Annotated in this window: 22 protein-coding genes; 17 read left to right on the forward strand and 5 right to left on the reverse strand. The window is 68.2% G+C overall.

Annotation, left to right across the window (positions count from 1 at the left end; all coding sequences use genetic code 11):
- Positions 1 to 5 precede the first annotated feature (5 nt).
- Positions 6 to 770, reverse strand: coding sequence for a Uma2 family endonuclease (locus LZD57_RS05050; protein WP_233718143.1), 765 nt, complete (start codon positions 768 to 770; stop codon positions 6 to 8).
- Positions 771 to 830: 60 nt separating this feature from the next.
- Entirely contained in the window at positions 831 to 3,011 is a 2,181-nt protein-coding gene (locus LZD57_RS05055) for an esterase-like activity of phytase family protein (protein ID WP_233718145.1), read from the reverse strand.
- A gap of 150 nt (positions 3,012 to 3,161) precedes the next feature.
- Here LZD57_RS05055 and ybgC point away from each other — a divergent pair, with 150 nt between their 5' ends.
- The 11 genes from ybgC (at position 3,162) to LZD57_RS05110 (ending at position 16,258) form a co-directional block, all read left to right on the forward strand.
- Positions 3,162 to 3,635, forward strand: coding sequence for a tol-pal system-associated acyl-CoA thioesterase (gene ybgC / locus LZD57_RS05060; RefSeq protein ID WP_233718147.1), 474 nt, complete (start codon positions 3,162 to 3,164; stop codon positions 3,633 to 3,635).
- A gap of 369 nt (positions 3,636 to 4,004) precedes the next feature.
- Complete coding sequence (gene tolQ, locus LZD57_RS05065) at positions 4,005 to 4,709, forward strand: protein TolQ (RefSeq protein ID WP_233718620.1); 705 nt, start codon at positions 4,005 to 4,007, stop codon at positions 4,707 to 4,709.
- 106 nt (positions 4,710 to 4,815) lie between these two features.
- A complete protein-coding gene (gene tolR / locus LZD57_RS05070; protein WP_233718149.1) occupies positions 4,816 to 5,265 on the forward strand; it encodes a protein TolR in 450 nt (149 codons plus the stop codon).
- A gap of 25 nt (positions 5,266 to 5,290) precedes the next feature.
- On the forward strand, positions 5,291 to 6,412 hold the full coding sequence (locus tag LZD57_RS05075; RefSeq protein ID WP_233718151.1) for a hypothetical protein: 1,122 nt from the start codon (positions 5,291 to 5,293) through the stop codon (positions 6,410 to 6,412).
- A gap of 181 nt (positions 6,413 to 6,593) precedes the next feature.
- On the forward strand, positions 6,594 to 7,904 hold the full coding sequence (tolB, locus tag LZD57_RS05080; RefSeq protein ID WP_233718153.1) for a Tol-Pal system beta propeller repeat protein TolB: 1,311 nt from the start codon (positions 6,594 to 6,596) through the stop codon (positions 7,902 to 7,904).
- Between the two features lie 248 nt (positions 7,905 to 8,152).
- A complete protein-coding gene (gene pal / locus LZD57_RS05085; protein WP_233718155.1) occupies positions 8,153 to 8,683 on the forward strand; it encodes a peptidoglycan-associated lipoprotein Pal in 531 nt (176 codons plus the stop codon).
- Between the two features lie 267 nt (positions 8,684 to 8,950).
- Entirely contained in the window at positions 8,951 to 9,943 is a 993-nt protein-coding gene (gene ybgF, locus LZD57_RS05090) for a tol-pal system protein YbgF (protein WP_233718157.1), read from the forward strand.
- 20 nt (positions 9,944 to 9,963) lie between these two features.
- Positions 9,964 to 11,355 carry a tRNA lysidine(34) synthetase TilS gene (gene tilS / locus LZD57_RS05095; protein WP_233718166.1) on the forward strand — a complete coding sequence of 464 codons (1,392 nt, stop codon included), beginning with the start codon at positions 9,964 to 9,966 and terminating at the stop codon, positions 11,353 to 11,355.
- A 136-nt stretch (positions 11,356 to 11,491) separates the two neighbouring features.
- Positions 11,492 to 13,411: an ATP-dependent zinc metalloprotease FtsH gene (ftsH, locus tag LZD57_RS05100; RefSeq protein ID WP_233718173.1), complete on the forward strand. Its 1,920-nt coding sequence runs from the start codon at positions 11,492 to 11,494 to the stop codon at positions 13,409 to 13,411.
- Positions 13,412 to 13,631: 220 nt separating this feature from the next.
- A complete protein-coding gene (gene glmM, locus LZD57_RS05105; protein ID WP_233718180.1) occupies positions 13,632 to 14,978 on the forward strand; it encodes a phosphoglucosamine mutase in 1,347 nt (448 codons plus the stop codon).
- Positions 14,979 to 15,316: 338 nt separating this feature from the next.
- Positions 15,317 to 16,258, forward strand: a complete 942-nt coding sequence (locus tag LZD57_RS05110; protein ID WP_233718182.1) for an outer membrane protein — start codon at positions 15,317 to 15,319, stop codon at positions 16,256 to 16,258.
- A 105-nt stretch (positions 16,259 to 16,363) separates the two neighbouring features.
- Here the strand turns inward: LZD57_RS05110 and LZD57_RS05115 are convergent, their stop codons facing one another.
- Complete coding sequence (locus tag LZD57_RS05115) at positions 16,364 to 18,256, reverse strand: monovalent cation:proton antiporter-2 (CPA2) family protein (protein WP_233718184.1); 1,893 nt, start codon at positions 18,254 to 18,256, stop codon at positions 16,364 to 16,366.
- Between the two features lie 149 nt (positions 18,257 to 18,405).
- Here LZD57_RS05115 and LZD57_RS05120 point away from each other — a divergent pair, with 149 nt between their 5' ends.
- From LZD57_RS05120 to lpxK, 6 genes are all read left to right on the forward strand, one after another.
- Positions 18,406 to 19,752: a TldD/PmbA family protein gene (locus tag LZD57_RS05120; protein ID WP_233718186.1), complete on the forward strand. Its 1,347-nt coding sequence runs from the start codon at positions 18,406 to 18,408 to the stop codon at positions 19,750 to 19,752.
- A gap of 4 nt (positions 19,753 to 19,756) precedes the next feature.
- Positions 19,757 to 20,560: an inositol monophosphatase family protein gene (locus tag LZD57_RS05125; RefSeq protein ID WP_233718187.1), complete on the forward strand. Its 804-nt coding sequence runs from the start codon at positions 19,757 to 19,759 to the stop codon at positions 20,558 to 20,560.
- 43 nt (positions 20,561 to 20,603) lie between these two features.
- Positions 20,604 to 20,834, forward strand: a complete 231-nt coding sequence (locus LZD57_RS05130; RefSeq protein WP_233718188.1) for a DUF4170 domain-containing protein — start codon at positions 20,604 to 20,606, stop codon at positions 20,832 to 20,834.
- Between the two features lie 97 nt (positions 20,835 to 20,931).
- Positions 20,932 to 21,690 carry a lysophospholipid acyltransferase family protein gene (locus tag LZD57_RS05135; protein WP_233718189.1) on the forward strand — a complete coding sequence of 253 codons (759 nt, stop codon included), beginning with the start codon at positions 20,932 to 20,934 and terminating at the stop codon, positions 21,688 to 21,690.
- On the forward strand, positions 21,687 to 23,018 hold the full coding sequence (gene waaA, locus LZD57_RS05140; protein WP_420844746.1) for a lipid IV(A) 3-deoxy-D-manno-octulosonic acid transferase: 1,332 nt from the start codon (positions 21,687 to 21,689) through the stop codon (positions 23,016 to 23,018). Before LZD57_RS05135 ends, waaA begins: the two co-directional genes overlap by 4 nt.
- A complete protein-coding gene (lpxK, locus tag LZD57_RS05145; protein ID WP_233718191.1) occupies positions 23,015 to 24,061 on the forward strand; it encodes a tetraacyldisaccharide 4'-kinase in 1,047 nt (348 codons plus the stop codon). The genes waaA and lpxK overlap by 4 nt, the downstream gene beginning before the upstream one ends.
- A gap of 31 nt (positions 24,062 to 24,092) precedes the next feature.
- On the opposite strand, the gene LZD57_RS05150 is transcribed toward lpxK, so the two are convergent.
- Together LZD57_RS05150 and mutL are read right to left on the reverse strand one after the other, a co-directional pair.
- Positions 24,093 to 24,311, reverse strand: a complete 219-nt coding sequence (locus tag LZD57_RS05150; protein WP_233718193.1) for a DUF2093 domain-containing protein — start codon at positions 24,309 to 24,311, stop codon at positions 24,093 to 24,095.
- A gap of 338 nt (positions 24,312 to 24,649) precedes the next feature.
- Positions 24,650 to 26,539, reverse strand: coding sequence for a DNA mismatch repair endonuclease MutL (gene mutL / locus LZD57_RS05155; RefSeq protein WP_233718195.1), 1,890 nt, complete (start codon positions 26,537 to 26,539; stop codon positions 24,650 to 24,652).
- Positions 26,540 to 26,660: the final 121 nt, after the last annotated feature.

The following is a 26,660-nucleotide window of genomic DNA, read 5'->3' on the forward strand; positions in this document are numbered from 1 at the left end:
CTGCCTCAGCGCGTCGCAGCATCTGTGGTGTGATCCGCCATGCGTAGTTCCGGCCTCTGTTTCGGAGTGAGCGTGTCGTAGATCTCGGAAAGGGGCAGATGGGTGCCTATCTCCGGCAGATCGATCGTGTCGGCCAGTTCGTCGTATTTCTCGATGGACCAGATGCCGTTCGGATCGCGGCGATAGACCCTCACCGACACGACGTCCGGCTCGACGAGCGCGATCACCCGGATGTCGTCGCGTCCCCGGTATTCTTCCAACTTGTCTGCCAGATCCGTCGTGAGCGTTCCGGGAGACGAGACTTCGACGACGATTGTCGGGCGTGATGCCTCCTTCGCATTGGCGTCCGGAGCGCCGCAATCGACGACGACGTCAGGAAATCGGATGCCCGAGGGACCGGTCCTGACGGCGGTGTCGCTCGATGTCGTTCGGCAACCATGACGTTTCGCATGGGGTGCCAGCGAGACGACGATGTTCGTCGTGACGACGTTGTGGCTTTCCTTGGCCCCAGCCATCATCCGAACCACGAGGCCGTCCGCGAGTTCGTAACGCTCTTCCTGGATTTGGATCCAGGCGAGAAAGCGATCCGCCGACATCGGCTCGTGCTTGGCTACGGCCATCTCGAAACGTCCTTTCCGGTCCGCCTTCGACTGCACGCCGTCCACCGGAACGGCGCGAACGATAGCAACTTGCCAAGGCGTGGAAAAGAACCTGCGATCTTGGCCACGACGAAAGGCAACCAAAATCGGTCGGACCGGATCGGACAGCACACATCATGAAGCCGCCTGCGCAAGGTGGCGCCGGCGGCTTCTATCCGTGGATTTCGCTCCTTACATCGACGAGCCGAGATCGACCTCGAAGAACAGCGTCTCGCCCGAGGAGTCGTCGACGCCGTCATTGTCCGTCACCGCATAGGCGGTGCCGTCCTTGGCGAAGGTGAAGCCTTCGATCTTGTCGACGACATACCCGCCGGTGGCCTCGAGGTCGGGCAGGAAGTCGTGGATCTCTTCCTTCGCCACCGTCGGCAGGTCCGAGCCGATCGCGCCCGGCGTCACGCCGTCGAGCGACACCTTGAAGAGCTTCTTCTCCCTGGCGGCCGCGCCGATCTGGTTGTCGCGTTCGAGGATGTAGAGCGCACCGTCATGGGCGGTGATTTCCGACAGACCGACCCAGCCCGTTTCCGCCTCGTCGAGCGGATATCGCACGGCGTTCCAGGTCTTCGAGCCCGGCTCGTAGGTAAGGAGCTTGACGGTGCCTTTCGGATCGTCCTTCCACTCGCGCTGGATGGCGATCCAGAGGCGGTCGCCGTCCATGGTGATGCCCTCGGCGCCGAAGCGGGTCGACTGGTCGGTCAGCTCCTTGGGCATCGGCACGGCTTCGATGATGGCGCCCTTGCCGTCGACATGCAGGATCTGGTGGGGGATTTCCTTTTCGGGATTGCCCTCGCTCGCCAGCCAGAAGCCGCCCTTGCCGTCGGCGGTGATGCCTTCGAGGTCGAGCTTCTTCGCCGGCTCGCCGTCCTTGGTCACGGTCATCGCGCCGGTGATCTTTGCCGGTTTGGAGGAGACGTCGATCGTGAAGATGCGGGGCTGGTTCTTGTAGAAGGAATCCGACACCGCGTGGAGCTTCGCGGCGTCGTCCGGATCGCCGGCGAGGCCGGAGAGCGCGCCCCAGCCGAGCGGCAGGCCGTCCTGATCCTCGGAAACGATCATCGGATAGGCGGGCGTGCCCTCGGCAAGCTCGTAGAGCATGACGTGGGAGCGCGCGCCGCCGTCCTCGACGAGGTCGGACTCGTTGGCGGTGACGAGGAGATTGCGGGCCGGGATGGCGACGGCGCCCTCCGGCGCGATACCCGACGGCAGTAGCTGGACGAACTTCGGATCGCCCTCGGTCACGTCGTAGACGCCGACGGTCGAGCCGCGCTCGGAGAGGACGAAGGCATAGGTCTCGTCGCCGAATTTCGCGACTTCGAGGCCCTCCGGCTCGATGCCCTTGGCGTCGGAGCGCTTGTCCGGATAGTGGCCGGCGCGGACGAGCTCGTATTCATAGGCCGGGCCGCTTTCGTAGACGATCGTGCCGTCCTTGTTCCAGACCGTGAAGGAGCGCGAGCCGCCCTCGTAGTCGCCCTCGTTGGCGGTGATCAGCCGGTCGTCGTCGATCCACTGCACCGCGTCCGGCTCGCGCCGGCGGCCCTCCTGCGAGTCCGTCAGCGCGATCTCGCCATTGTCCTCGGCGTCGACGTTCTTGAGGTCGACGGTGCCGGCGGAGAAGTGGTTCGTCACCGTGCCGGTGGCCGCATCGACGATGACGACGGCGTTGTTCTCCTGCAGGGTGACGGCGATTTCGTTCTTCGCATTGAAGTCGACGAATTCCGGCTCCGGATCGTCGCCGCCGATGTCGGAAAGACCGGTCATCTCGACCTTTTTCATCGTGCCGCAGTCCGGCGCGCCGTCCTTGAGGTCGAAGATGGTGACGTAGCCGGCCGGCATCTGCGGCAGCGCGCCGTCGTTCAGATCCTCGTCGCGCTCGTTCTCGATGGCGACGGCGGCGAACTTGCCGTCCTTCGACACCGCGACGGAGTCCGGCTGGCCGCCGAGGTCACAGGAGGCGATCTCCTTCTTGTCCGAGACGCTGACGACCGCGAGGCGGCCCGACGGCTCGGTGAAGCTCTCGGAGGTGTTGACGCCGACGAGGACGTCCGGTCCGGCGACGGCGACCGAGGTCGGCTCGCCCTGCATCGGGATGAAGCCGGCGGGCTTCGGCGCCTTCTCGTCGGTGATGTCGACCATGCCGATGCCGCCGGCCGGGCTGTCGGAATAGATCAGCGTGTTGCCGTCCCGGCTCACGGTGATGATCTCGGCGGAGGTCTCCTGCTTCGGATCGGCATCGGCCGGCAGGTTGCTCGCGACCGGAAAGGATGCGATGCGATTGAAAACCTGATCGGCCTTGGCGACGCCTGCGGCGGAAAGAACCGTGGTCGTCAGAAGAGCGGCGATGATATGGCGCGGCATGGGCATGCCTCCCGGCAATGAAGGGTTCGTGAACGCGCCGTTCTTCCTGACCTTGCGTGACAGGCCGATGACATCAGGCCGGGCCAAATTTCGAGAAAAACCCGGACTCCCTGCCAAGGCCATGATGGCAAAGACGAAAAATCGTTCGAGATGAAAACCAATCACGACATCGCCGGCTGGCTGGAGGACGGGGGACACCGCCTCGACGTCCGGGTCTATTTCGAGGACACGGATTTTTCCGGCGTCGTCTACCACGCCCGCTATCTGCATTTTCTGGAGCGGGGGCGGTCGGACTTCCTGCGGCTGAAGGGGATCGGCCACCGCGAACTCGCCGCGGGCGCGTTCGGCGCTCCGATGGCTTTCGCCGTCCGGCGCATGGAGATCGACTTCCTGCGGCCGGCGCGGATCGACGACGTCCTCACCGTGACGACGAGGACCCGCCAGCTCGGCGGGGCGCGCATTCTCCTCGACCAGGCGATCCGGCGCGGCGAGGAGCTTCTCGTCGAGGCCGACGTCAAGGTCGCGGTTATCTCGCCGGAGGGAAAGCCGATGCGGATGCCGGCGCCGGTGCTGGAGGTGCTGGCGCGGGATCTCGACGATGCGGGCTCGCCTGCCCGGCAGTGATCGGCCGGCACCGCGCGGCGAGATGCAGATTGACGGCGCGGCGTAACCGCTTGTTAACCATAGCTGGTCCAGAAGTAGAAGCGGCGGATTTGAGTCGATTTCGCCATGCTTTCACCGGAATCCATTGTGAAAGCGGGTGGGGGAGACGGTTCGCGCCGCCCGGACGGCTGGCGCGTGAGGAGGCCGTCTGCGGATCGGGCGTCCGAGACGCGGCATTCGCATGGCGCCGGCTCGCGATCGCGGCAGGTGGCGAACGGCCGACCGCTCCGGCAAGGGAGGCGGTGAAACGGGAAGCATCGGGCGGAGCGGCGTTTCCGCGACCGATGGTCGATTGGTTTTGAGGGGCTTGATCAGAAAATGGATGGGCAAATCGCTCAGGAAGCGCTGTCGGCCGCCGGATCCGTGTCCCTCTGGGATCTGTTCTGGCAGGCGGGCTTCATCGTCAAGCTGGTGATGATCGGACTGGTCGTCGCCTCGGTATGGTCCTGGGCGATCATCATCGACAAGTCGATGCGCTACGGCTCGTTCCGGCGCCAGCTGAACAAGTTCGAGAGCCACTTCTGGTCCGGCCAGTCGCTCGAAGAGCTTTATCACACCCTGTCGGAACGGCGCACCAGCGGCATGGGCGCGCTGTTCGTCGCGGCGATGCGCGAGTGGAAGAAGTCCTTCGAGAAGGGCGCGCGCTCGCCGATCGGGCTGCAGCAGCGCATCGAAAAGGCCATGGACGTGACGCTCGCCCGCGAGATGGACGGCCTCGAATCGCGGCTCGGCTTTCTCGCCACGGTGGGTTCTGCGGCACCGTTCATCGGCCTGTTCGGTACGGTGATCGGCATCATGACCTCCTTCCAGGCGATCGCCGGCTCGCAGCAGACGAGCCTTGCCGTCGTCGCGCCCGGCATCGCCGAAGCGCTTCTGGCGACGGCCATCGGCCTCGTCGCGGCGATTCCGGCGGTCATCGCCTACAACAAGCTGTCGGCCGACGCCGGCAAACTCGGCATGCGGCTCGAAGCCTTCGCCGACGAGTTCTCCGCCATCCTGTCGCGGCAGATCGACGAAAAGCTGACGCCGCGCTGAGGCCGGATCGGGCGCCCCGCGTCGCCGCGGGGCTTCGCCGAAACCATACCGGATCGATACCTGGCCGGTGCAGGGGTTGCGCCGGACGTGTTTGAGGGGATGAACCATGGGAATGTCGACGGGCAGTGGCGGCGCCAGGCGGTCGCGACGCGGCCGTTCGCGCCGGGCCCCGATGAGCGAGATCAACGTCACCCCGATGGTCGACGTGATGCTCGTTCTGTTGATCATCTTCATGGTCGCCGCGCCGATGCTGACGGTCGGCGTGCCGATCGAACTCCCCAAGACCCAGGCCAAGGCGCTGAATTCCGAGCAGCAGCCGATCACCATTTCCGTCAACGCGCAGGGGCAGGTCTACATCAACGAGACCGAGATCGCCGTCGAGGAGGTGGTGCCCAAGCTCGAGCAGATCGCCAAGACCGGCTACCAGGAACGCATCTTCGTCAAGGGCGACCGCACGGCGGACTACGGCACGGTGATGCAGGTCATGGGCCGCATCAACGCGGCGGGTTTCAAGAACATCGGCCTCGTCACCGATCAGGACACCAAGGCGCTATGAGCGGAGTTCGGAGACCGAGCCTCAGATGAAAGCCGGCGTCGTCGTCTCGACTGTCCTGCATGCCGTGGTCCTCACCTGGGGGCTGTGGGCCTTGAGCGCGCCCGAGCCGTTCGAGGTCGCCAACGTCGAGTCGCTGCCGGTCGAACTCGTCCCGGTCGAGGAATATTCCCAGTCGCTGATCGGCAAGAAGGACGCCCCCGTCACCGAGACGCCGGCTCCGGAGCCGACCGAGAAGCCGGCCACCGACGACGCGGCGCAGAATGTCGGCGAGAATTCCGTCGATCTCGATTCCCCGCCGACGCCGACCGAGCGGGAGCGGGCCGTCGAGCAGACCGCCGCACCCGTCGCCGCCGCCCCGCCGCCGCAGCCCGAGCCGAGCCCAGAGCCGGTTCCGCAGGCCGTGCCGACGCCGCGGCCCGAGCCGCAGCCGCAGCCGGCGGAGAGCGCCCAGCCTGAGGAGCCGGCGCCGGCCGAGCCGACGCCGGCCGAGGCCGATCCGATCGAAGAGGCGATCGCCACCGCCGAGGCCCAGCCGGAAGAAAAGCCCGAGCCGCAGCCCGAGCCCGAGCAGAAACCGACCCCGGCGCCCGAGGCGCCGCAGGTCGCCTCGCTGCCCGACCGCGGCCCCGTGCCGCAGGTTCGGCCGAGCCCGCCGCGGCCGGCGCAGACCGAGACGAAGAAGCCGGAAAAGCCGGTCGAAAAGCCGGTCCAGGCGGCCGACAACGACAGCGATTTCGATCCGGACAAGATCGCCGCGCTTCTCAACAAGGAGAAGTCGGCCGGCGGCGGGGCGAAACGCTCGCAGCAGCAGGCCTCGCTCGGCGGCGACCGGCGCACCGGTGCCAAGCTGTCGATGAGCGAACTCGACGCCCTGCGCGGTCAGGTCAGCCAATGCTGGTCGCCGCCGGCGGGCGTTTCCGAGGCCGGATCGCTGCGGGTGACGATCCGCATGCGCCTCGATCCCTCCGGCGGACTGGAAGGACGGCCGGAACTCGTCGACGGCGGCAGCGGTTCGACCATCGAGCGGGCGGCGGGCGAGGCGGCGCTCAGGGCGGTGATCCGCTGCGCGCCCTATAAGCTGCCGCCGGAGAAATACGACACCTGGTCGGAAGTCTTGCTGAATTTCGACCCCAGCCAGATGCTCTGACCGAAAGAAGCCTCGGCCGTCGCCATCAAAATTCCCGAAAGGGACCTAGTAAGGGCGACGGCACATCGACATGCCGGTTCCGGGGGAAGGCGGCCTTCGCCGCTGCGGAAGGCCGGATCGACACATTTCTGCGTGGCAGCCGACGGCGCGACGCGGCCGCTCAAGAGGGGTAGTTCCGCTCATGCATGAGATCTTCAAGGGCCTTTGCGTGGCCATCCTGATCATCGTCGCCGGTTTCGCCGCGACGACGCCGGCGCGAGCCGTCGTCGAACTCGACATCACCCAGGGCAACGTCCAGCCGCTGCCGATCGCCATTTCCGACTTCCAGTCGCAGGACGGCCTCGGCAAAAAGATTTCCGACGTCGTCTCGGCGGATCTGAAGCGCTCCGGCCTGTTCGCGCCGATCGACCCCTCGGCCTTCATCCAGAAGGGCCTCGGCCCGGACGTCAGCCCGAATTTCCAGGACTGGACGGTGATCAACGCCCAGGCCCTCGTCGTCGGCCGGGTGTCGCCGGAGGCGGACGGCCGGCTGCGCGTCGAGTTCCGGCTCTGGGACGTCTTCGCCGGCCAGCAGCTCGACGGCCAGCAATTCTACACCAACCCGGACAACTGGCGCCGGGTCGGCCACATCATCGCCGACGCGATCTACGAGCGCGTCACCGGCGAGAAGGGCTATTTCGACAGCCGCGTGGTCTTCGTCTCCGAAAGCGGCGACAAGGCCAACCGCGTCAAGCGGCTCGCCATCATGGATCAGGACGGCGCGAATGTTCGCTACCTGACCGACGGTCGCGATCTCGTCCTGACGCCGCGCTTTTCGCCGAACCGCCAGGAGGTCACCTACATGTCCTTCGGCAACGGCGAGCCGCGGGTCTATTTGCTGCAGCTCGAGACCGGCCAGCGGGAGATCGTCGGCAACTTCCCCGGCATGACCTTCGCTCCCCGGTTCTCGCCGGACGGCCAGAAGGTCATCATGAGCCTGCAGCAGAACGGCAACGCCAACATCTACGCGATGGATCTGCGCTCGCGGGCGACGACGCGGCTGACCTCGACCAGCGCCATCGACACCTCGCCCTCCTATTCGCCGGACGGCACGCGGATCGTCTTCGAATCCGACCGCGGCGGGCGCCAGCAGCTCTATACGATGGGCGCCGACGGCTCGAACCAGCAGCGCATCTCCTTCGGCGACGGCTCCTATTCGACGCCGGTCTGGTCGCCGCGCGGCGATCTGATCGCCTTCACCAAGCAGTCGGGCGGCCAGTTCCAGATCGGCATCATGCGGCCGGACGGCTCGGGCGAGCGCATCCTGACGTCGGGCTTCCACAACGAGGGGCCGACCTGGGCGCCGAACGGCCGCGTGCTCATGTTCTTCCGCGACCAGAAGGGCGGCGGCGGTCCGCAGCTCTATTCGATCGACCTCACCGGCTACAACGAACAGAAGGTGCCGACGTCGGGCTACGCCTCCGATCCAGCCTGGTCGCCGCTTCTCGACTGACGGGCGCGAAGAGGCCGGCTTGCGCCGGCCAAGCCCGGCGCAAGCCTTCTCCCCTAAAGGTCTCGGCTGTGGCACGCATGCACCAGCCAGCGGGTAAACGGCGGTCGGCAAGAGAAAACGCCGCCCGCGTCTCGGTCTTGCCCAACGGCTGCCGCGGGGTGGGAAGACCATTCGATTTTACCGCTCGTTAAGCTTGGCCGTGGTAAGCCGTCGATAACGAAAATTCCTTGGAATTGAAGGAGTTCGCCATGCTGAGCATGGTCTCTCAGGGCAAGACCCGCATCGCCCTCGCGCTCTTCGCCGGCCTCCTCGTCGCCGGTTGTGCCAGCAAGAAGGACGGCCTGCCCGACAATGCGGCCGGCCTCGGCCTCGGCGGCGCCAACGGTCTCGGCGGCGCCGGCAACGTCACGCCCGGCTCGCCCCAGGACTTCACCGTCAATGTCGGCGACCGGATCTTCTTCGAGACGGATTCCACCGAGATCACCGCGACCGGCCAGCAGACGCTGCAGCGCCAGGCGCAGTGGCTGCGGCAGAACTCGCAGTATCCGATCACCATCGAGGGCCATGCCGACGAGCGCGGCACCCGCGAGTACAACCTCGCCCTCGGCGCCCGCCGGGCCTCTGCGACCCGCGACTATCTCGCCCAGCTCGGTGTTCCGGCGAACCGGATGCGCACCATCTCCTACGGCAAGGAGCGGCCGGTCGCCGTCTGCGACGACATCTCCTGCTGGTCGCAGAACCGCCGCGCCGTCACCGTCCTCGGCGGCCCGTCGAGCTGATCGCCACTGGCTTGCGGCGAAGGCGGGACGGCCCGCCTCGCCGAGGCAGATATTCCATCGCCGACTTTGGCCTCGACGCCTGCTCGTCTTTCCGCTCTGGCGGATTGATGGGCGGGCCGTCAAACTTTGGCCGAACTCCCTCGTTCCATGCTTTTCTGGTGAATTCGTGCCGCGGCAGGATCGCGACGCAAGCGACCACGCGCGTGCGGACGTTGCCGGCGCGAGGTCCTCGTGGATTGCCGGCGGCCCGGGTGAGGGGAACGAATGGTGACGAAATTGAACGTGCTTCGCCGCAGCCTGGCTGCCGCGGGACTGCTTGCATTCGCGCTGCCGACGGCGGCGTCGGCCTTCGATCTGCCGGGGGTCTTCGTCGCGACGCAAGAGCCGGTGGCAGCCGTCGGGCTTCCGGCTCCGGCGGCGGCCGCGCCGGTTCCGCAAGGTTCGGCGGCGGCTGTCTCGAATGACGACCAACGGCCGGTGCGGCTCGCCCAGGCCGGCGATCTCGTCGTGCGGATCAATCAGCTCGAGGAGGAGGTTCGCCGGCTCAACGGCCGGGTCGAGGAGCTGAGCTTCCAGCTCCTGCAGGCCCAGGAGGACATGCGTAAATATCGCGAGGATTCCGAATTCCGCTTCCAGCAGATCGAGGGCGGCGGGGGCGCCGCACCGGCTTCCTCCCAGCCGGGCGAACGACGCGGCGAGGCGCCGTCGGCGCCCGCCTCGGGGTCTACCTCGACGGCAGCGGCCGAGGGCGGCGACGACATCGGCAAGCTGTTGTCCGGCGGTCTCGACACGGGTTCGCTCGGCGCCTCCTCGGGATCGGAAGGAGATTCGCCAGCGGCAAAGCCGGACGAATCGACGGTCGCCAGCATCGATGCCAGCGGCCCGCGCGACATGTACGATCTCGCCTACAACTATCTCCTGGCCGGCGACTATCAGCGGGCCGAGCAGTCCTTCCGGCAGTACTCCCAGACCTATCCGAGCGCCAGCGACGCGCCCGACGCGGAATACTGGCTCGGCGAGAGCCTCTACCAGCAGAAGAAATACGCCGATGCGGCGGAGGTCTTTCTGGACGCCCAGAAGTCCCACCCGAAAAGCGGCAAGGCGCCGGACATGATGCTGAAGCTCGGCATGTCGCTCGCCAAGCTCAACAATCGCGAGACCGCCTGCGTGACCTTCAAGGAGGTCTCCCGCCGCTACCCGCAGATGAGCGACAACGTCCGGCGCAAGCTGCAGGACGAGCAGAAGGCGGCCAGCTGCTGACCAGTCGGGAGGCCGTACCGGTGCCGGAACCGGTCGCAATCCCACCCGCGCAGCCTGCCGTCTTTCCCGCCGTCGACCGGGCGCTCCTCGACGCCCTGGACTGCCTCGTCGCGGCAGCGCGCCGGCGCCGCGGTCCGATCCGCGGCATTCTCCTCGCCGTCTCCGGCGGCCCCGATTCCCTCGCCCTTCTCCTCACGGCTTCCGCCTGGCATCGCCTGCAGGGCGCTTGGGCGCCGGCGCTTCGCATCGCAACCGTCGATCATCGTCTGAGACCGGAATCGGCGGACGAAGCGGCCTTCGTGGCCGGCCTTGCCGCAAGCTGCGGCCTTCCACACGAGACGCTGAGCTGGACCGCCGAGCCCGGCCCCGGCAACCTTTCCGCCAGAGCGCGCGAGGCGCGCTACGCCCTGCTCGTCTCCCATGCGCGGCGCCATGGCCTCGACCTCGTCCTCACCGCGCATCATCTCGACGACGACGTCGAGACCCACGTCATCCGCCAGCGGAATGGCGGCGACCTCGCCGCCTCGGCCGGGATGCGGCCGTTGCGCTGGCTTGCTCCGGACGTGTTTCTCGGCCGGCCCTTCCTCGATCTCCCGCGGCAGAGACTGGCCGGCGTGGTCGCCGCGGCGGGCATCCTCGCCGTCGACGATCCGACCAATCGCGACGCGCATTACGACCGGGCTCGCATCCGGCTCGAACTTGCGGCCGACCCGGCCCTGAGCGCGCGGCGACGGGCGACCCTGCGCCGCTGCAAAACGGCCCGCGACAGTGCCGAGCGGGCTCTCGCACGAGCGCTTGACGATCTCGAGGCCGCCGGGCGCCTGCGCTTTGCCGAGGATGGTGCGATCATCCTCGATCGCTCCGCCTTGGCCCAGGCCCCGCCGCGCTGCGCCGCCAGCCTTCTGTCGCGGGCCATCGTCGCAGCTTCCGGTACGACGAGGCCGCCCTCGGGGCCGGCGGTCGGCGGCGTATTGCAGTGGCTCGGCAAGGAAGCGCCGCGGGAAAACGCCAGAACCCTCGGCGGCGCGATCATCTGCCGCAGAGGCAGCGACGCCGTCTTCATGCGCGAGTTCGGCCGGAGCGGGATCGCCGCCCTGCCGCTCGATACGGCCGAGGCGCTCGGCGGCGGGTTTGCCGCCCGCATGGAATGGCCGGTCGTCTTCGACGGCCGCCTCGTCATCGACGTCGGTCCGTGGCGCGACCTGCCGGGCGCCCGGCTCCTCCCGCTGGGCTTTCTCGGCAAAGGCGGCAGTCGCCTGCGCTCCTGCCCGGTCGTCGTCGACGCGGATGGCCGGGCCCGGGCCGCCCTCGCCCCGGTGGCCGGGCGGTTGCAGCCCGGGATCGGCAATCTCGCATTCGAGGTGCTGGCCCCCCATCTCCTGCGACGGGACCTCGCTCTACCGGAAGGCTAACCGCGTCCACACCATGTTTGGAGTCCCGCTCGGCTTTTTGCCGCAAATGCCGGGCAATGTGTTGGCAAGGGGCGCCACAACACTTATCTTCCAAGGGTTCGCGCCGCGGCCCTTTACGCCGACTCAGGAAGAGTTGATGAATCAGAACTTTCGAAACTTCGCGCTGTGGGCGATCATCGCCCTGCTCTTGATCGCGCTTTTCCAGCTGTTCTCGAACGGCACGCAGACCGGCAACGCACGCGAAATCCCCTATTCGCTCTTCCTGTCGGACGTCGACAGCGGCCGGATCCAGTCGGTCAACATCCAGGGCCAGCGGATCTCCGGCAAATACGGCGATTCCGCCACCACCTTCCAGACCTATGCGCCGGAAGACGCCAATCTGGTTTCGCGGCTGGAGGGCAAGAACGTCCAGATCACCGCGAGCCCGCCGGGCGACAACTCCAATCCGATCTGGTCGATGCTCCTCTCCTTCGGTCCGATCCTGCTCATCCTCGCCGTCTGGATCTTCCTGATGCGGCAGATGCAGGGCGGGGCCGGCGGCAAGGCCATGGGCTTCGGCAAGTCGAAGGCGAAGCTTCTGACCGAGGCGCACGGCCGCGTCACCTTCGCGGACGTCGCCGGCGTCGACGAGGCCAAGGAAGACCTCGAAGAGATCGTCGAGTTCCTGCGCGAGCCGCAGAAGTTCCAGCGCCTCGGCGGCAAGATTCCGCGCGGCGTGCTGCTCGTCGGCCCTCCGGGCACCGGTAAGACGCTGCTCGCCCGCTCCGTCGCCGGCGAGGCCAACGTGCCGTTCTTCACCATCTCCGGCTCGGACTTCGTCGAGATGTTCGTCGGCGTCGGCGCGAGCCGCGTCCGCGACATGTTCGAACAGGCCAAGAAAAACTCTCCCTGCATCATCTTCATCGACGAGATCGACGCCGTCGGCCGGCATCGCGGCGCCGGCCTCGGCGGCGGCAACGACGAGCGCGAGCAGACGCTGAACCAGCTGCTGGTCGAGATGGACGGCTTCGAGGCGAACGAGGGCATCATCCTCATCGCCGCGACCAACCGGCCCGACGTGCTCGACCCGGCGCTGCTGCGCCCCGGCCGCTTCGACCGGCAGGTGGTCGTGCCGAATCCGGACTTCACCGGCCGCGAGAAGATCCTCAAGGTCCATGTCCGCAACGTTCCGCTGGCGCCGAACGTCGACCTGAAGACGATCGCGCGCGGCACGCCGGGCTTTTCCGGCGCCGATCTCGCCAACCTCGTCAACGAGGCGGCGCTGATGGCGGCGCGGCGCTCCAAGCGGCTCGTCACCATGCTCGAGTTCGAGGACGCCAAGGACAAGGTCATGATGGGCGCCGAGCGCCGGTCGATGGCCATGACCGAGGAAGAGAAGAAGCTGACGGCCTATCACGAGGCGGGCCACGCGCTGGTCGGCATCCACGAGCCGTTCAACGATCCGCTGCACAAGGTGACGATCATTCCGCGCGGCCGGGCCCTCGGCGTGACGATGAACCTGCCGGAGCGCGATCGCTACGGCATGCGCAAGAACGAGATGGAGGCGCGCCTCGCGATGATCTTCGGCGGCCGGGCCGCCGAGGAGATCATCTACGGCGTCGAGAACGTCACCACCGGCGCCTCGAACGACATCCAGCAGGCGACCAACATGGCGCGCGCCATGGTCATGGAATACGGCATGAGCGACAAGCTCGGCCGGCTGCGCTACAAGCAGAACCAGGACGAGGTCTTCCTCGGCCATTCGGTGGCGCAGCAGCAGAACATGTCGGAAGAGACGGCCCGGCTGATCGATTCCGAAGTCCGGCAGATCATCGAGACCGCCGAAAACAAGGCGCGCAAGATCCTCACCGATCACATCGACGAGCTGCATCTCATCGCCAAGGCGCTCCTGGAATACGAGACGCTTTCCGGCGACGAGGTCCACGACCTTCTGGCCGGCCGGCCGCTCACCCGCGACATGGGCGACGACACGCCGCCCTCGCGCGGCTCGGCGGTGCCGAAGGCTGGGCCTCAGCGCCCGGCCCGCGGCGACGGCCTGGAGCCGCAGCCGACCTGATCGTCGAATCTTCCGACGAACCAACGGGCGACCCGCGATCGGGTCGCCTTTTCTTTGCCCGCCGGCTTAACCTTTTCGCCGAAAGGCTTCCCGCCGAAGTTGATCCGTTCGACGCGTCTCGGCAAAGATGCGGCAAGCGTCACGGCGGCCCGCCCGCGGGGAGGGGAGAGGATCCGTCCGGGGGTGGCGAACTCCGCCCGGCACAGTCAATGGGGACCAGATGGCCAAGAGTTATTTCGGCACCGACGGCATTCGCGGCACCGCCAACCGCCATCCGATGACCGCCGAGGTCGCCATGAAGGTCGGCATGGCGGCCGGCATCGTGTTTCGGCGCGGCAACCACCGCCACCGGGTGGTGATCGGCAAGGACACCCGCCGTTCCGGCTACATGATCGAGAACGCCATGGTCGCGGGCTTCACCGCGGCCGGCGTCGACGTCTTTCTGCTCGGGCCGATGCCGACGCCGGCCGTCGCCATGCTGACGCGGTCGCTGCGGGCCGACATCGGCGTGATGATCTCGGCCTCCCACAATCCCTTCCAGGACAACGGCATCAAGCTGTTCGGGCCGGACGGCTACAAACTGTCCGACGACATCGAGGCGGAGATCGCCAGCCTCGTCGACGAAGACCTGTCCGGCCACATGTCGACGGGCGCCGACATCGGGCGGGCCAAGCGCGTCGACGGCGACATCTACCGCTACATCGAATTCGCCAAGCGCACGCTGCCGCGCGAACTCTCGCTCGACGGCATGCGGGTGGCCGTCGACTGCGCCAACGGCGCCGGCTACCGCGTGGCGCCGGAAGTGCTGTGGGAACTCGGCGCCGACGTCGTCAAGATCGGCGTCGAGCCGGACGGCGTCAACATCAATCGCGATTGCGGTTCCACGGCGCCCGACGCGCTGATCGCCAAGGTCAAGGAAGTGCGGGCCGACATCGGCATCGCCCTCGACGGTGACGCCGACCGCGTCCTCATCGTCGACGAGAAGGGCGAGATCGTCGACGGCGACCAGCTGATGGCGGTGATCGCCGAGAGCTGGGCCGACGACGGGCGGCTGTCGGCTGGCGGAATCGTCGCGACGATCATGTCGAATCTCGGCCTCGAGCGCTTTCTCGAGGCGAAGAAGCTGCAGCTCGCCCGCACCAAGGTCGGCGACCGCTACGTCGTCGAGCACATGCGCCAGCACGGTTACAATGTCGGCGGCGAACAGTCCGGCCACATCATCCTGTCGGATTTCGCCACCACCGGCGATGGCCTCGTCTCGGCGCTGCAGATCCTCGCCGTCGTCCGCCGCAAGGGCGGGCCGGTGTCGCAGGTCTGCCGGCGTTTCGAGCCGGTGCCGCAGGTCCTGAAGAACGTCCGCTTCCGCAGCGGCGAGCCGCTGCAGGCGAACGGCGTGCAGGCGGCGATCACGGCGGGCCGCGACAGGCTCGGCAATTCCGGCCGGCTGGTCATCCGTCCCTCCGGCACCGAGCCGCTGATCCGGGTGATGGCCGAAGGCGACGACGCCGTGCTCGTCAATGCCATCGTCGACGACATCGTCGGCGCGCTGAGCGACGCTGCGGCCTGACGCGGCGCCGGCCGGCCGCGCGTCGCGATCCATGACGGGAGGAGGCCCGGGAAGCCGCACTCCCACGTCGTAGGACGCGGCCTGCGCAGAGCTCGTCCCTCGAAGGTCCGATGTCGGACGCGACGCCGTTTCCGGGAGGGTTGGTTCACGCAAGCCTTCGGTCACGCCGATGCCGCGTCCACCAAGTCTCGCTCCAGGAAAGACATGAGTTGCCTAAAGGTTATGGTAAACGAACCCTCGTTCTAAACCATCTGTTAACCACTTCCGTTTACGGTCTTCGTCGAGGTCACCCTGTCCGGTGACGCCATCCGCACCGATCTCAACGGAGACGTTTGACAATGAAGACGCTGCTTTTGACGACCGTCACCGCCCTCGGTGCCTGGTCGCTGCTCGTGACGGGGGCCAATGCCGCCGACATCATCGAAGAGCCGGTTTACGTTGCGCCGCCGGCCCCGGCGCCGGTTCAGACGTCCGGCTGGTATCTGCGCGGCGACATCGGCTATAACTTCAAGTCGAAGTCCGACGGCCATTACGACTTCTACAATGTCGGCTTCGGCAACAACGGCATCGACAACACCGAGCACTACGACTCGATCACCTGGAAGAATTCGGCGAATTTCGGCGTCGGTGTCGGTTATCGCGTCAACGACTACTTCCGCACCGATCTGACCGTCGACTACTTCCGCACCGGCGTCGAAGGCTCCAGCAGATGCGGCTATCTGGTCGAGATCGGCTACGGTCTCGATCCGGTCAACAACAACTGCCGCTACGACGACTCTGCGCATGCCTCCGTCTGGACGGCGATGGCCAACGCCTATGTCGACATCGGCACCTATGGTCGCATCACGCCCTATATCGGCGCGGGCCTCGGCTTCGCCCATGTCAAATACGACGACATGGACAACGAGATCTCCTGCGGCGGCGGATCCTGCAACGGCTTCCCCGTCTACAACGCCAGCCATCCGGGCGAATCGTCCTGGCGCTTCGCTTCCGCGCTCATGGCGGGTGCCAGCGTCGACATCACCGATCAGCTGAAGTTCGACGCGGGTTACAAGTACACCCGCATCTCCGAAGGCGACGCCTACGGCTACGATGACTTCGATCGGGATAACGGCGCCTCCGGCGTGCAGGGCAAGGACCACGGCTTCGACATCCACACCGTCCGGGCCGGCCTGCGCTACGAGTTCGGCGGTTCGGGCTTCGGCAAGGGCAAGGAGCCCGCGCCGCTCTACACCGCCCAGGACACGGTCTATGCCGAGCCGGCGCCGGTCTACAAATAAGACCGGAAACCGGCCGACCGGCCACCGATGACGAGACGCCCGCCCGACCGGAAGGTCGCGGCGGGCGCTTCCGCGTCTGGACCGGCCGGTGCCGGCCGTCCCGCGCTACCGCGAGGCGACGCGATCGGGCCGTCGTCGGCGGCCGGCGAAGAGCCGTCCCCGGCGGCGGCGCTTCGGTGCGGCGTCGTCGATGATCGCGCCGTGATCCTCGCCGTCCGGCATCTTCTCGACGGCGTGCAGGCCCGGCCGCGGCTTGACCAGCGGTTCGGGCGTGACGACGTGGGTCGTCATCATGTCGCTGCCGGCATAGATGCCTTCCGCCTCCTGCAGTTTCAGCCGCGCCGTGTCGCGATTCCGGACGTCCTCGACGATGCGTGTGGCGAGCTCTTCCTCGACCCCGAGGGCGGCGATCGTCGCGCCTCCGAAGGACAGCGCCGATTCCACCGTCTCGCGGATCTCGTAGTCGACGCCGCGGGCCCTCAGCGACAGAGCGTGGCTGCGGTCGTAGGAGCGCACGAACAGCCGGACGTTGGGAAATTCCGAGCGGATCATGTCGACCACCCGGTCGGTGGTCTCGCGTTTGTTGGTGCAGACGGCGACGAGCCCGGCCTTGCGGATGCCGGCGGCCTCCAGGACGTCCTTGCGCACGCCGGAGCCGAAATAGATGCGGAAGCCGAAGCGCTCGGCGGTGCGGATCCGGTCGACGGAGGAATCGAGGATGGTGACGTCGATGCCGCTCGACAGCAGCACCTGGGCGACGATCTGGCCGAAGCGGGAAAAGCCGACCAGAAGCACTTCCGACCCCGCGCCGTCGAAATCCTCCTCCAGCTGTTCTTCGGCATCGGCCGGATCGAGGCGGCGGCCGAGCCAGGTCGAGAGCGGCGTCAGCACCATCGAGAGCGAGACGATGGCGACGAGGATGGACGAGGTCTCCGCCGAGAGAATGCGCCCCGCCGCAGCCGCGGAAAACAGGACGAAGCCGAATTCGCCGGCCTGGGACAGGAGGCCCGCGACGCGCAGCGAAAGCCCGCGCGTCTCGCCGAACAGCTTGCAGGAGCCGAAGATCAGGCCGGCCTTCACGATCATCAGGGCCGGCGCCACCGTGACGATGATCGGCCAGGCGCTCTCGAGGACGTCGAGATCGATCGACAGGCCGACGCCGATGAAGAACAGGCCGAGCAGCAAGCCGCGGAACGGCTCGATATTGGCTTCGAGTTCGTGGCGGTAGGACGAGTCGGCGAGGAAGATGCCGGCGATGAAGGCGCCCATCGCCATGGAGAAGCCGGCCGCCTGCATCAGCATCGCCGAACCGAGCACCACGAACAGCGCGGCGCCCAGCATCACCTCCCGCGCGCCGGCGGTCGCCATCAGACGGAACAGCGGATTGAGCAGAAACCGTCCGGCGAGGATCAGCGCCGCCACCGCGCCGAGCGAAGTCACGACCTGCATCGGCTCGATCGCCGTATTCTCGCCGCCGGGCTCCAGAAACGGCACGATGGCGAGAAGCGGCACCACCGCGAGATCCTGGAACAAAAGGACCGAGAAGGCCGCCTGGCCGTGCCGCGTGTTCGTCTCGCCGGCTTCGTCGAGGAGCTGCATGCCGAAGGCCGTCGACGACAGGGCGAGACCGAAGCCGACGACGATCGCCGCGGCGGCGCCGAGACCGGCGAGGAACCATCCGGCGACGGCGAGAACGATGCCGCTGACCATCACCTGGACGAGGCCGAGGCCGAAGATCTGGCGGCGCAGCGCCCAGAGCCGGTCGATCTTCAGTTCGAGGCCGATGATGAACAGCAGGAAGACGACGCCGAGCTCGCCGATCGACAGGATCTGCTCGCCTTCGCCGATCAGGCGAAGCACCGGTCCCATCAGGATGCCGGCGGCGAGATAGCCGAGTACGGTGCCGAGTCCGATGCGCTTGAACAGCGTCCCGGCGACGACACCGACGCCGAGCAGCAGGATCACTTCGAGAAATATGGCGCTTGATCCGTGTTCCACAGCCGGGCACTCGTTCCTATTTCTGGCCTATCTCTGGCGACAAGGGACCTGCGTCGACCGTCGGGCGGACGAGAATCGACGGCGCGCACGGAACAGCTTGCGTTGCTTGCGCCGCACAATAAATAGTCCGACGGAAAAGATCAGTAGGCATGGCGATGGATGACGATACGAGGCGGCTGACAGAGACCGCCGAACGGCTGATTTCGGCGGCGAAAAAGGCCGGTGCGGATGCGGCCGACGCGGCCGTGGTCCGCTCGATCGGGCGGTCGGTCGAGGTCAGGCTCGGCAAGGTCGAGGACACCGAGAGCTCCGAGAGCGAGGATCTGGCGCTGCGCGTCTTCGTCGGTCAGAGGGTCGCGACCGTCTCCGCCGACGTTCACGCCGACATCGACAGGCTGGCCGAGCGGGCGGTGGCGATGGCGAAGGTCTCGCCGGAAGATCGCTTCGCCTCGCTGGCGCCGAGGGACCGGCTGGCTCCGAACGACGGGCTCGACCTCGACCTCTACGATCCGACGGAGCTTGCCGGCGACAGGATGGTCGAACAGGCGCTGGCTTTGGAGGAGGCCGCGCGGGCGGTCTCCGGCGTGACCAATTCCGGCGGCGCCTCGGTCTCGGCCGGCGCCAGCGGCCTCGTCCTCGTCACCTCGGAAGGCTTCGTCGGCGAAAAGATGCGCTCGGGCTTTTCCCGGTCGGTCAGCGTCATCGCCGGCGAGGGAACGGCGATGGAGCGCGACTACGACTTCGATTCGCGCATTCACTACGCCGATCTCGATGCCCCCGAGGAGATCGGTCGGCGGGCCGGCGAGCGGACCGTGCGCCGGCTGGGCGCCGGCAAGGTTCCGACCGGCAGCTATCCGATCGTCTTCGATCCGCGGGTGGCGCGCGGCCTGATCGCCAGCCTCGTCGGCGCGATCAACGGCGCGGCGATCGCCAGAAAGACCAGCTTTCTCATGGACAGGATGGGCGAGCGGGTGCTGCCGGCCTCCGTCTCGATCGTCGACGAACCGCTCCTGCCGCGGCGGCCGGGTTCGCGCCCCTTCGACGGCGAGGGGGTGCGCGGCGAAACGATGTTCCTGGTCGAGGACGGCGTCCTGAGGAACTGGCTTCTCGACACCGCGACGGCGAAGGAACTCGGCCTGTCCTCAAACGGCCGCGGCGCGCGCTCCTCCGGCGGCGTTTCGCCGTCGTCGAGCAACGTTTCGGTGACGCCGGGCGCAATGTCGCCCGCCGAACTGATCGCCGAGACCCAGAACGGCATCTACGTCCACGAGCTGATCGGCCAGGGCACCAATCTCGTCACCGGCGACTACAGCCGCGGCGCCACCGGCTATCTCATCGAGAACGGCGAACTCACCCGGCCGATCTCCGAGTTCACCGTCGCCGGCAATCTCAAGGACATGCTGCTCGCGCTCACGCTCGCCGACGATCTCGACACCCGCTTTTCCCTCGTCGCGCCGACGATGCGCGTCGAGCGCATGATGGTGGCGGGGCACTGACGTCGTGGACGGCTTCTCCGCCAGCCTTGCCGACGATCTGAATCTCCTGCGCGAAGCGGCCTTTCGTGCGGGCGAGATCGCCATGGGCTATTTCCGCCGCGATCCGCAGGTCTGGTACAAGCACGGCAACTCGCCGGTGAGCGAGGCCGACTACGCCGCGGATCGCTGCCTGGAAGAACGGCTCGGAGGGGCGCGGCCCGATTACGGCTGGGTCTCGGAAGAGATGTCGGCGCCGGAGCGCGCCGGCGAGGCCCGCCACCGGGTCTTCGTCGTCGATCCGATCGACGGGACGAGGGCCTTCCTGCGCGGCGAGGACGTCTGGTGCGTCTCCGTCGCCGTCCTCGAAGCGGGCGTGCCGGTCGCCGGCGTCATTCACGTCCCGGCGCGAGGCGAGACCTTCGAGGCGACGGCGGACGGTCCGGCGCTTCTCAACGGCGCGCCCTGTGCGGTCGGCGATGCCACGCCGGCGAGCCGGATGCGGCTGTCGCTGCCCGATTCGATGCGAAAGAAAGTCGCCGACGCCGAAGGCCGCACCGTGGATGCGCTTCCGGCGATCCCCTCGCTCGCCTACCGCCTCGCTTTGGTCGCCTGCGGCCGGCTGGACGGCACGATCGTCCGCCCGCGCGCCAACGACTGGGACGTCGCGGCCGCCGATCTCATCCTCGACCGGGCCGGCGGGCGGTTCGAAGACGTCGAGGGGCGGCGCTGGCGCTACGGCGAGGATACCGCCGCCCATGCCGTCATGATCGCCGGCCCCCTTGGCTTGGCGCCCCGTTTGCGCGATATCGCCCGCAGTCTCGCCGCCTGAGGGCACTTAACCCTTGCTCTGCCGAACCACAGGGAGCCCCGCCATGCAGGAAGAAAAGCCCAAGCAGCTGCTGCACCTCGTCTTTGGGGGAGAGCTCAGCGATCTCTCCGCCGTCGAGTTCAAGGATCTGGAGAGCCTTGATATCGTCGGAATTTTCCCCGACTACGCCTCTGCGCTGGCCGCCTGGCGCGGCAAGGCGCAACAGACCGTCGACAACGCCGCGATGCGATATTTCATCGTCCACATGCACAGGTTGCTCGACCCGCAGAACTGAGCGCAACGAAGCCGAAAGGGTCGACGTGTCGCGTACCATGTCGGATGACGAATCCATCGTGCCCGGTGCGCGCCCACGTCCCGTGCCGCACTCCGACATGCCCGACCGTGCCCGCAGCAAGCCGAAGCCTCGCCGGACGGTGCGTGGGGCGCTTCGCCGGCTGGGCCGATCGAACGCCGCCATCGCCGTGGCCGGGGCTGCCGTCGGCGGTCTTCTGCGCCTCGTCAACGCCACCCAGCGGCGCACTGCCGGCTCCTCCGACTTCCGCCGCATCCTCGCCGAGGAGCATCCGGCCATCGTCGGGTTGTGGCATGGCCAGCACCTCCTGGCGCCGTTCTTCCGGCCGCGCGAACTGCCCTATGTCGCGCTCTTGTCGCGCAGCGCCGACGCCGAGATCAACGCCCGGGTGGTCGAGAGCTTCGGCATTTCGACGGTGCGCGGATCGGGCGGCCGCGAGGGCGTCAAGGTCAACCGGATGAAACGCAAGGGCGGCGCCCGTGCGCTCGTCGCCCTCCGCCGCATGCTCGCCGGCGGAACCGGCGTCTGCATGATCGCCGACATTCCCAAGGGGAGGCCACGCGAGGCCGGGCTCGGCATCGTTACGCTCGCCAAGATCTCCGGCCGTCCGATCGTTCCGGCCGGGGCGGTGACCAGCCGCCACCACGTCGTCGCGCGGGCCTGGGACAAGACCCGCATTCCCTTGCCGTTCGGCCGGATCGCGGTCGTCATGGGGGCGCCGATCACGGTGCCGGCCGATGCCGACGAGGCGCTGATGGAGGAGAAGCGCCGCGAGGTGACGGCCGCGATCGAGGCCGCCAACCGGGAAGCCGAACGGCTGGTCGGGACCGGCCGGTGAGCGATCCGATGACCCGCGCCGCCTTTGCCGCCTATCGCCTGGCCGGCGTCTTCGGCTACCCGTTCCTGAAGCCCTATGTCGGCTGGCGGGTGGCCCGCGGCAAGGAGGACCGGCGCCGCCTGAAGGAGCGCTACGGCATCGCCGGCACGACGCGGCCGGAGCCCGGACCGCTGGTCTGGATCCACGCCGCCAGCGTCGGCGAGAGCGCCGCGGTCGCGCCGATGGTTCGCGCGATCGCCGCAGACGGTCTCGCGGTGGTGATGACCACCGGCACGACGACCTCTGCGCAGTTCGTCGAGGATCGCCTCGCCGATAGCGTCATCCATCAATACGTGCCGCTGGACGTCAGGCCGGCGGTGCGGCGGTTTCTCGATCACTGGCGGCCCGACCTCGCCATCGTCGCCGAGAGCGAGATCTGGCCGCTGACGATCCACGAACTTTCGGCCCGGCGCATTCCCCAGATCCTCGTCAACGCCCGGCTTTCCGACCGCTCCTTTCAGCGCTGGAAGGGCAGGCCGCGCCTCGCCGAGGCGCTGTTCGAGAAGTTCGCCCAGGTGATCGCGCAGTCCGACATCGATGCCGAGCGCTTCCGCCTGCTCGGCGCGCCGGCGGTGACGCTTGCCGGCAACCTCAAGGCCGATGCCGAGCCGCTGCCGGCCGATCCGAAGGCGCTGGCCGAGCTCGACGCGGCGATCGGCCTGCGCCCGCGCTTTGCCGCGATCTCCACCCATCCGGGCGAGGAGGAGATCGTCGCCGAGGTACACGAGCGGCTGAAAGGGCGGCACCGGGGGCTCCTGACCCTCATCGTGCCGCGCCATGTCGAGCGCGGCGCGGTCCTCGCCAAGACGCTCTCCGCCCGGGGGCTCGTGGTCAGGCGGCGCAGCCTCGGCGAGTTGCCGGACGCAGACACTGACGTCTATCTCGGCGATACGATGGGCGAACTCGGCGTCTATCTCAGGCTGTGCGAGATCGCCTTCATCGGCAAGTCGATCACCGGCCAGGGCGGCCAGAACCCGATCGAGGCGGCGATGCTGTCGACCGGCATCCTGAGCGGCCGCTACGTCCAGAACTTTCGGGACAGCTACCAGCGGCTGCTTCGCAACGGCGGCGCGCGGCTCGTCCGCGATACCGACACGCTGGCCGCCCAACTCGACGGGCTGCTGCTCGATCCGATGCAGCGCATGGCCATGGCCGGCGCGGCGATGCGCTCCGTCGGCGAGATGCGCGGCGCGCTCGAACGGACGCTTCTCGCCCTCGACCCGTTCCTGCATCCGCTTCGTCTCTCCGTCAGCCTGGAGCGACGTGGCCACGTCGTCGCCGGCCGTTGAACGGCGGTCGGGCGCCGTCCTTCTGGTGGCGGGATGCCTCGCTCGCCTCCGATCTGCTCCTGCCGGCGGCCGCCCTCTACGGTTCGCTGGCGCGGCGCAACCTTGCCGATGGACGGCGGGCGGCCGTCGACGTGCCGGTCCTGTGTGTCGGAAACTTCACCGCCGGCGGCGGCGGCAAGACGCCGAGCGCACTGGCGCTGGCCGGCGCGGCCGCGGCGCTCGGCCGTAGGCCGGGCTTCGTCTCGCGCGGGCACGGCCGCCGGCGCCGCGGGGCGGTGGTGGTCGAGCCGGACCGGCACGGCGTCGCCGATGTCGGGGACGAGCCGCTGCTTCTCGCCGCCGCCGCACCGACGGCGGTCGGCGCGGATCGCGCGGCGGCACTGTCGCGGCTGTTGCAGGACACGGATGTCGACTTCGTCATCATGGACGACGGTTTCCAGAGCCAGCGGCTTGCGATCGACTATGCGTTGATCGCCCTCGACGCCCGGCGCGGCATCGGCAACGGCCGGGTCATTCCGGCGGGGCCGCTCAGGGCGCCGCTGCTCGACCAGGTGCGCCGGGCCGACGCGCTCCTCGTCATCGGCGAAGGGGAGGGGCGGGCAAAGCCGCTCCGGGCGATGGCCCGCGCCGGCCGCGCGATCTTCGAGGCGCGGCTCGTCTCCAGATCGCGGCACATCCTCATCGGCGAGCGGCTGCTCGCCTTCGCCGGCATCGCCGATCCCCAGAAGTTCTACGCCTCACTCGGCGAACTCGGGGCGGAGATCGTCCAGACGCGGGACTTTCCCGACCACCATGCCTTCACCGACGCCGAACTCGACGCCCTGACCGAGACGGCGGCGAAGGAGAAGCTGATCCTCACCACCACCCGCAAGGACGCGGTGCGGCTCGCCACCGGAAGCGAGACGGCACGGGCGTTTCTGCGGGACTGCGCGGTACTCGACGTCGCGCTGGAATTTGCCGGAGACGGCGACGGCAGGCGGATCGTCGAGGCGACGCTCGCCGCCTTCGACAGGCGTCGCTGGCGCATCGTCCCGGCGTCCTGACGGCGGAAAGGCGCCCCGGGCGCTCGAAAGCTCAGGCCGCTCCGGTGCCGCGTCGTTCGCGATCGCGTTTGAACGAGGCCGCCGCGTCGACATAGGCCTCCTGGCGCTCGACGCTCCAGTAGCGCAGGAGATCGAGTGGAATCGCCTCGCCGGTCACCGCGCAGCGCACATAGGAGCCGGCCCTGATCACCTGGAAGTCCGGGGTGCCGTAGCGCAGCTTCGCCTCGCCGGAATTCTCGAAACGGTTCATGGGGCCCCTCGGGATCGAACATGCCGGGCCAGACGCCCGGCAGGGCTGGCCGCTCTTTCAAATCGCCAGCCGCACTACGCCCTTTGCCGGGCAAAATCAAACCGTGCCGGTCTGGCCCAGGGCGATCACTTGAAGGCGAGTGCCATCGGTGACGCTTCGATCTCCGCCCTTGCGGGGGAGATGGGTGGCAACCCAGAAGGGGGGTCTCGCGCCACTCTCCAGCAGTCCGGAGCGAGGTCACCCCCCTCTGCCTGCCGGCATCTCCCCCGCAAGGGGGGAGAACAGGCCAACCGCCAGCCCGGGCTCGGCTTCAAGCGATTGCCCTGCGGTCTGGCCGGCTATCTTCGGCCGAACAGCTTCTCGATGTCGTCGAGGCCGAGTTCGATGAAGGTCGGGCGGCCGTGATTGCACTGGCTGGCCGAGGGCGTGCGCTCCATGCCGCGCAGAAGCGCGTTCATCTCGTCGAGTTTCAGCGTCCGCCCCGAGCGCACCGAGCCGTGGCAGGCGACCGTCGCGGCGACGTGATCGATCCGGCTCGTCACCGTGTCCCGCGTCCCGAATTCGGCGAGTTCGTCGGAAAGATCGCGCAGGAGCCGAGCGACGTCGATCTGGCCGAGGATCGCCGGCGTCTCCCGCACCGCGACCGCCGCCGGGCCGAAGCGCTCGATGCCGAGGCCGAGGCGGGCGAGATCGCCCGCATGTTCGCAGAGCCGGTCGGCATCGTCGGCGGCAAGGTCGACGATCTCCGGGATGAGCAGCATCTGGGAGGGCAGCGCCCGGCCGTGGATCGCTTGCTTCAGCGCCTCGTAGACCAGCCGCTCGTGGGCCGCGTGCTGGTCGACGATGACGAGGCCGCGCTCGGTCTCGGCGACGATGTAGTTGCCGTGAAGCTGCGCCCGCGCGGCGCCGAGCGGGTAGGTCTCGGGCTCCGTCGACGCCTCGGGAGCGGCGGATGCGTCCGTCGCCATGTCGCCATCGGGCATGCCGGCCATCGCCATGCCGGCCGACGGCGGGGCTTCGGCCGTGACATTCCGCGGGCGCTCGATCGTCGCGGCGCCGGCCGTATCCAGCGGGCGGAACGGCGAGGCGCCGGGATCGTAGGGCGCCTGTTTCGGCGCGGCGAAGCCCTCTGCGAAATAGCCGCCGGGGGCGAAACCGTCGAAGCGGCGCGGCGCCGGCGTCACGACGTCGGCTTTCGCGCGCATGCGCGCCAGAACGCCCGCCGCGCCTTCCGAGGACGACCGCAGCCCGCTCTCGGCGAAGGCCTGGCGCAACGCGCCGACGATCAGGCCGCGGACGAGGCCGGGGTCGCGGAAGCGCACGTCCGCCTTGGCCGGATGGACGTTGACGTCGACGAGGGCCGGGTCGAGCGTCAGGAACAGGACGGCGACGGGATGGCGATCCTTCGCCATGACGTCGGCATAGCCGCCCCTCAGCGCCGAGACGAGCATCTTGTCGCGCACCGGCCGGCCGTTGACGAAGAGGAACTGCTGCAGCGAATTGCCGCGCGAAAAGGTCGGCAGCCCGGCGAGGCCGGTGAGCCTGACGTCTTCGCGCTCGGCGTTTATCGAAACGGAATTGGCGGCGAAATCCTCGCCGACCACCTGGCCGATCCGCTCGCCCATGTCGCGGGCGGCGGGAAACACCGTCGTCGTGCGGTCCGGCCCCGCAATCTCGAAGCGGATCTCCGGCTCGGCGAGGGCGAGACGCCGGACGACGTCGGTGATCGCCGCCGATTCCGCCCGCTCGCTCTTCAGGAATTTCAGCCGGGCCGGCACCTTCTGGAAGAGATCGCGCACCTCGACGACGGTGCCGCGCGACAGCGCCGTCGGCCGCGGCCCCTCGCAGCGGCCGTGGTCGACGAGGATCTCGAAGGCTTCGTCGTGGCCTTCGGCCCGCGAGCGCACGGACAGGCGGGCGATCGAGCCGACCGAGGGCAGCGCCTCGCCGCGAAAGCCGAGGGTGGCGATCTTCTCGAGCCCGCCGGACAGCTTCGAGGTGCAGTGGCGGCGGACGGCGAGCGAGAGTTCGCCCTCGGGAATGCCGCAGCCGTCGTCCGTCACCCGCAGGAGCGTCTTGCCGCCGCCGGCGGTGGCGATCTCGATGCGCGAGGCGCCGGCATCGACGGCGTTCTCGACCAGCTCCTTGACGACGCTCGCCGGCCGCTCGACCACCTCGCCGGCGGCGATCTGGTCGATCAGATGGTTGTCGAGCTTGACGATGGCCAAGGGTCCGCTCCGCGCCGGTCTCACCATCGCCGTTCTAGTCGCGCCGGGCCCGACCGGCAAACCCCGCGCGGGCCGTCCTGCGGCGTGAACTCCGGTTTTCCACCAGCGACTTGCGGCCGGC

Origin of the sequence: Jiella avicenniae, from assembly GCF_021390325.1 — a bacterium.
Taxonomy (GTDB): Bacteria; Pseudomonadota; Alphaproteobacteria; order Rhizobiales; family Rhizobiaceae; genus Jiella; species Jiella avicenniae.

Excerpts from the sequence above, each read along its gene's own strand:
- tolB (WP_233718153.1), top strand. The coding sequence starts at position 6,594 with ATGCATGAGATCTTCAAGGGCCTTTGCGTGGCCATCCTGATCATCGTC.
- glmM (WP_233718180.1), top strand. The coding sequence starts at position 13,632 with ATGGCCAAGAGTTATTTCGGCACCGACGGCATTCGCGGCACCGCCAAC.
- LZD57_RS05055 (WP_233718145.1), bottom strand. The coding sequence starts at position 3,011 with ATGCCGCGCCATATCATCGCCGCTCTTCTGACGACCACGGTTCTTTCC.
- LZD57_RS05110 (WP_233718182.1), top strand. The coding sequence starts at position 15,317 with ATGAAGACGCTGCTTTTGACGACCGTCACCGCCCTCGGTGCCTGGTCG.
- LZD57_RS05075 (WP_233718151.1), top strand. The coding sequence starts at position 5,291 with ATGAAAGCCGGCGTCGTCGTCTCGACTGTCCTGCATGCCGTGGTCCTC.
- pal (WP_233718155.1), top strand. The coding sequence starts at position 8,153 with ATGCTGAGCATGGTCTCTCAGGGCAAGACCCGCATCGCCCTCGCGCTC.
- LZD57_RS05130 (WP_233718188.1), top strand. The coding sequence starts at position 20,604 with ATGCAGGAAGAAAAGCCCAAGCAGCTGCTGCACCTCGTCTTTGGGGGA.
- ybgC (WP_233718147.1), top strand. The coding sequence starts at position 3,162 with ATGAAAACCAATCACGACATCGCCGGCTGGCTGGAGGACGGGGGACAC.
- LZD57_RS05150 (WP_233718193.1), bottom strand. The coding sequence starts at position 24,311 with ATGAACCGTTTCGAGAATTCCGGCGAGGCGAAGCTGCGCTACGGCACC.
- tolR (WP_233718149.1), top strand. The coding sequence starts at position 4,816 with ATGGGAATGTCGACGGGCAGTGGCGGCGCCAGGCGGTCGCGACGCGGC.
- ftsH (WP_233718173.1), top strand. The coding sequence starts at position 11,492 with ATGAATCAGAACTTTCGAAACTTCGCGCTGTGGGCGATCATCGCCCTG.
- LZD57_RS05135 (WP_233718189.1), top strand. The coding sequence starts at position 20,932 with ATGCCCGACCGTGCCCGCAGCAAGCCGAAGCCTCGCCGGACGGTGCGT.
- LZD57_RS05120 (WP_233718186.1), top strand. The coding sequence starts at position 18,406 with ATGGCGATGGATGACGATACGAGGCGGCTGACAGAGACCGCCGAACGG.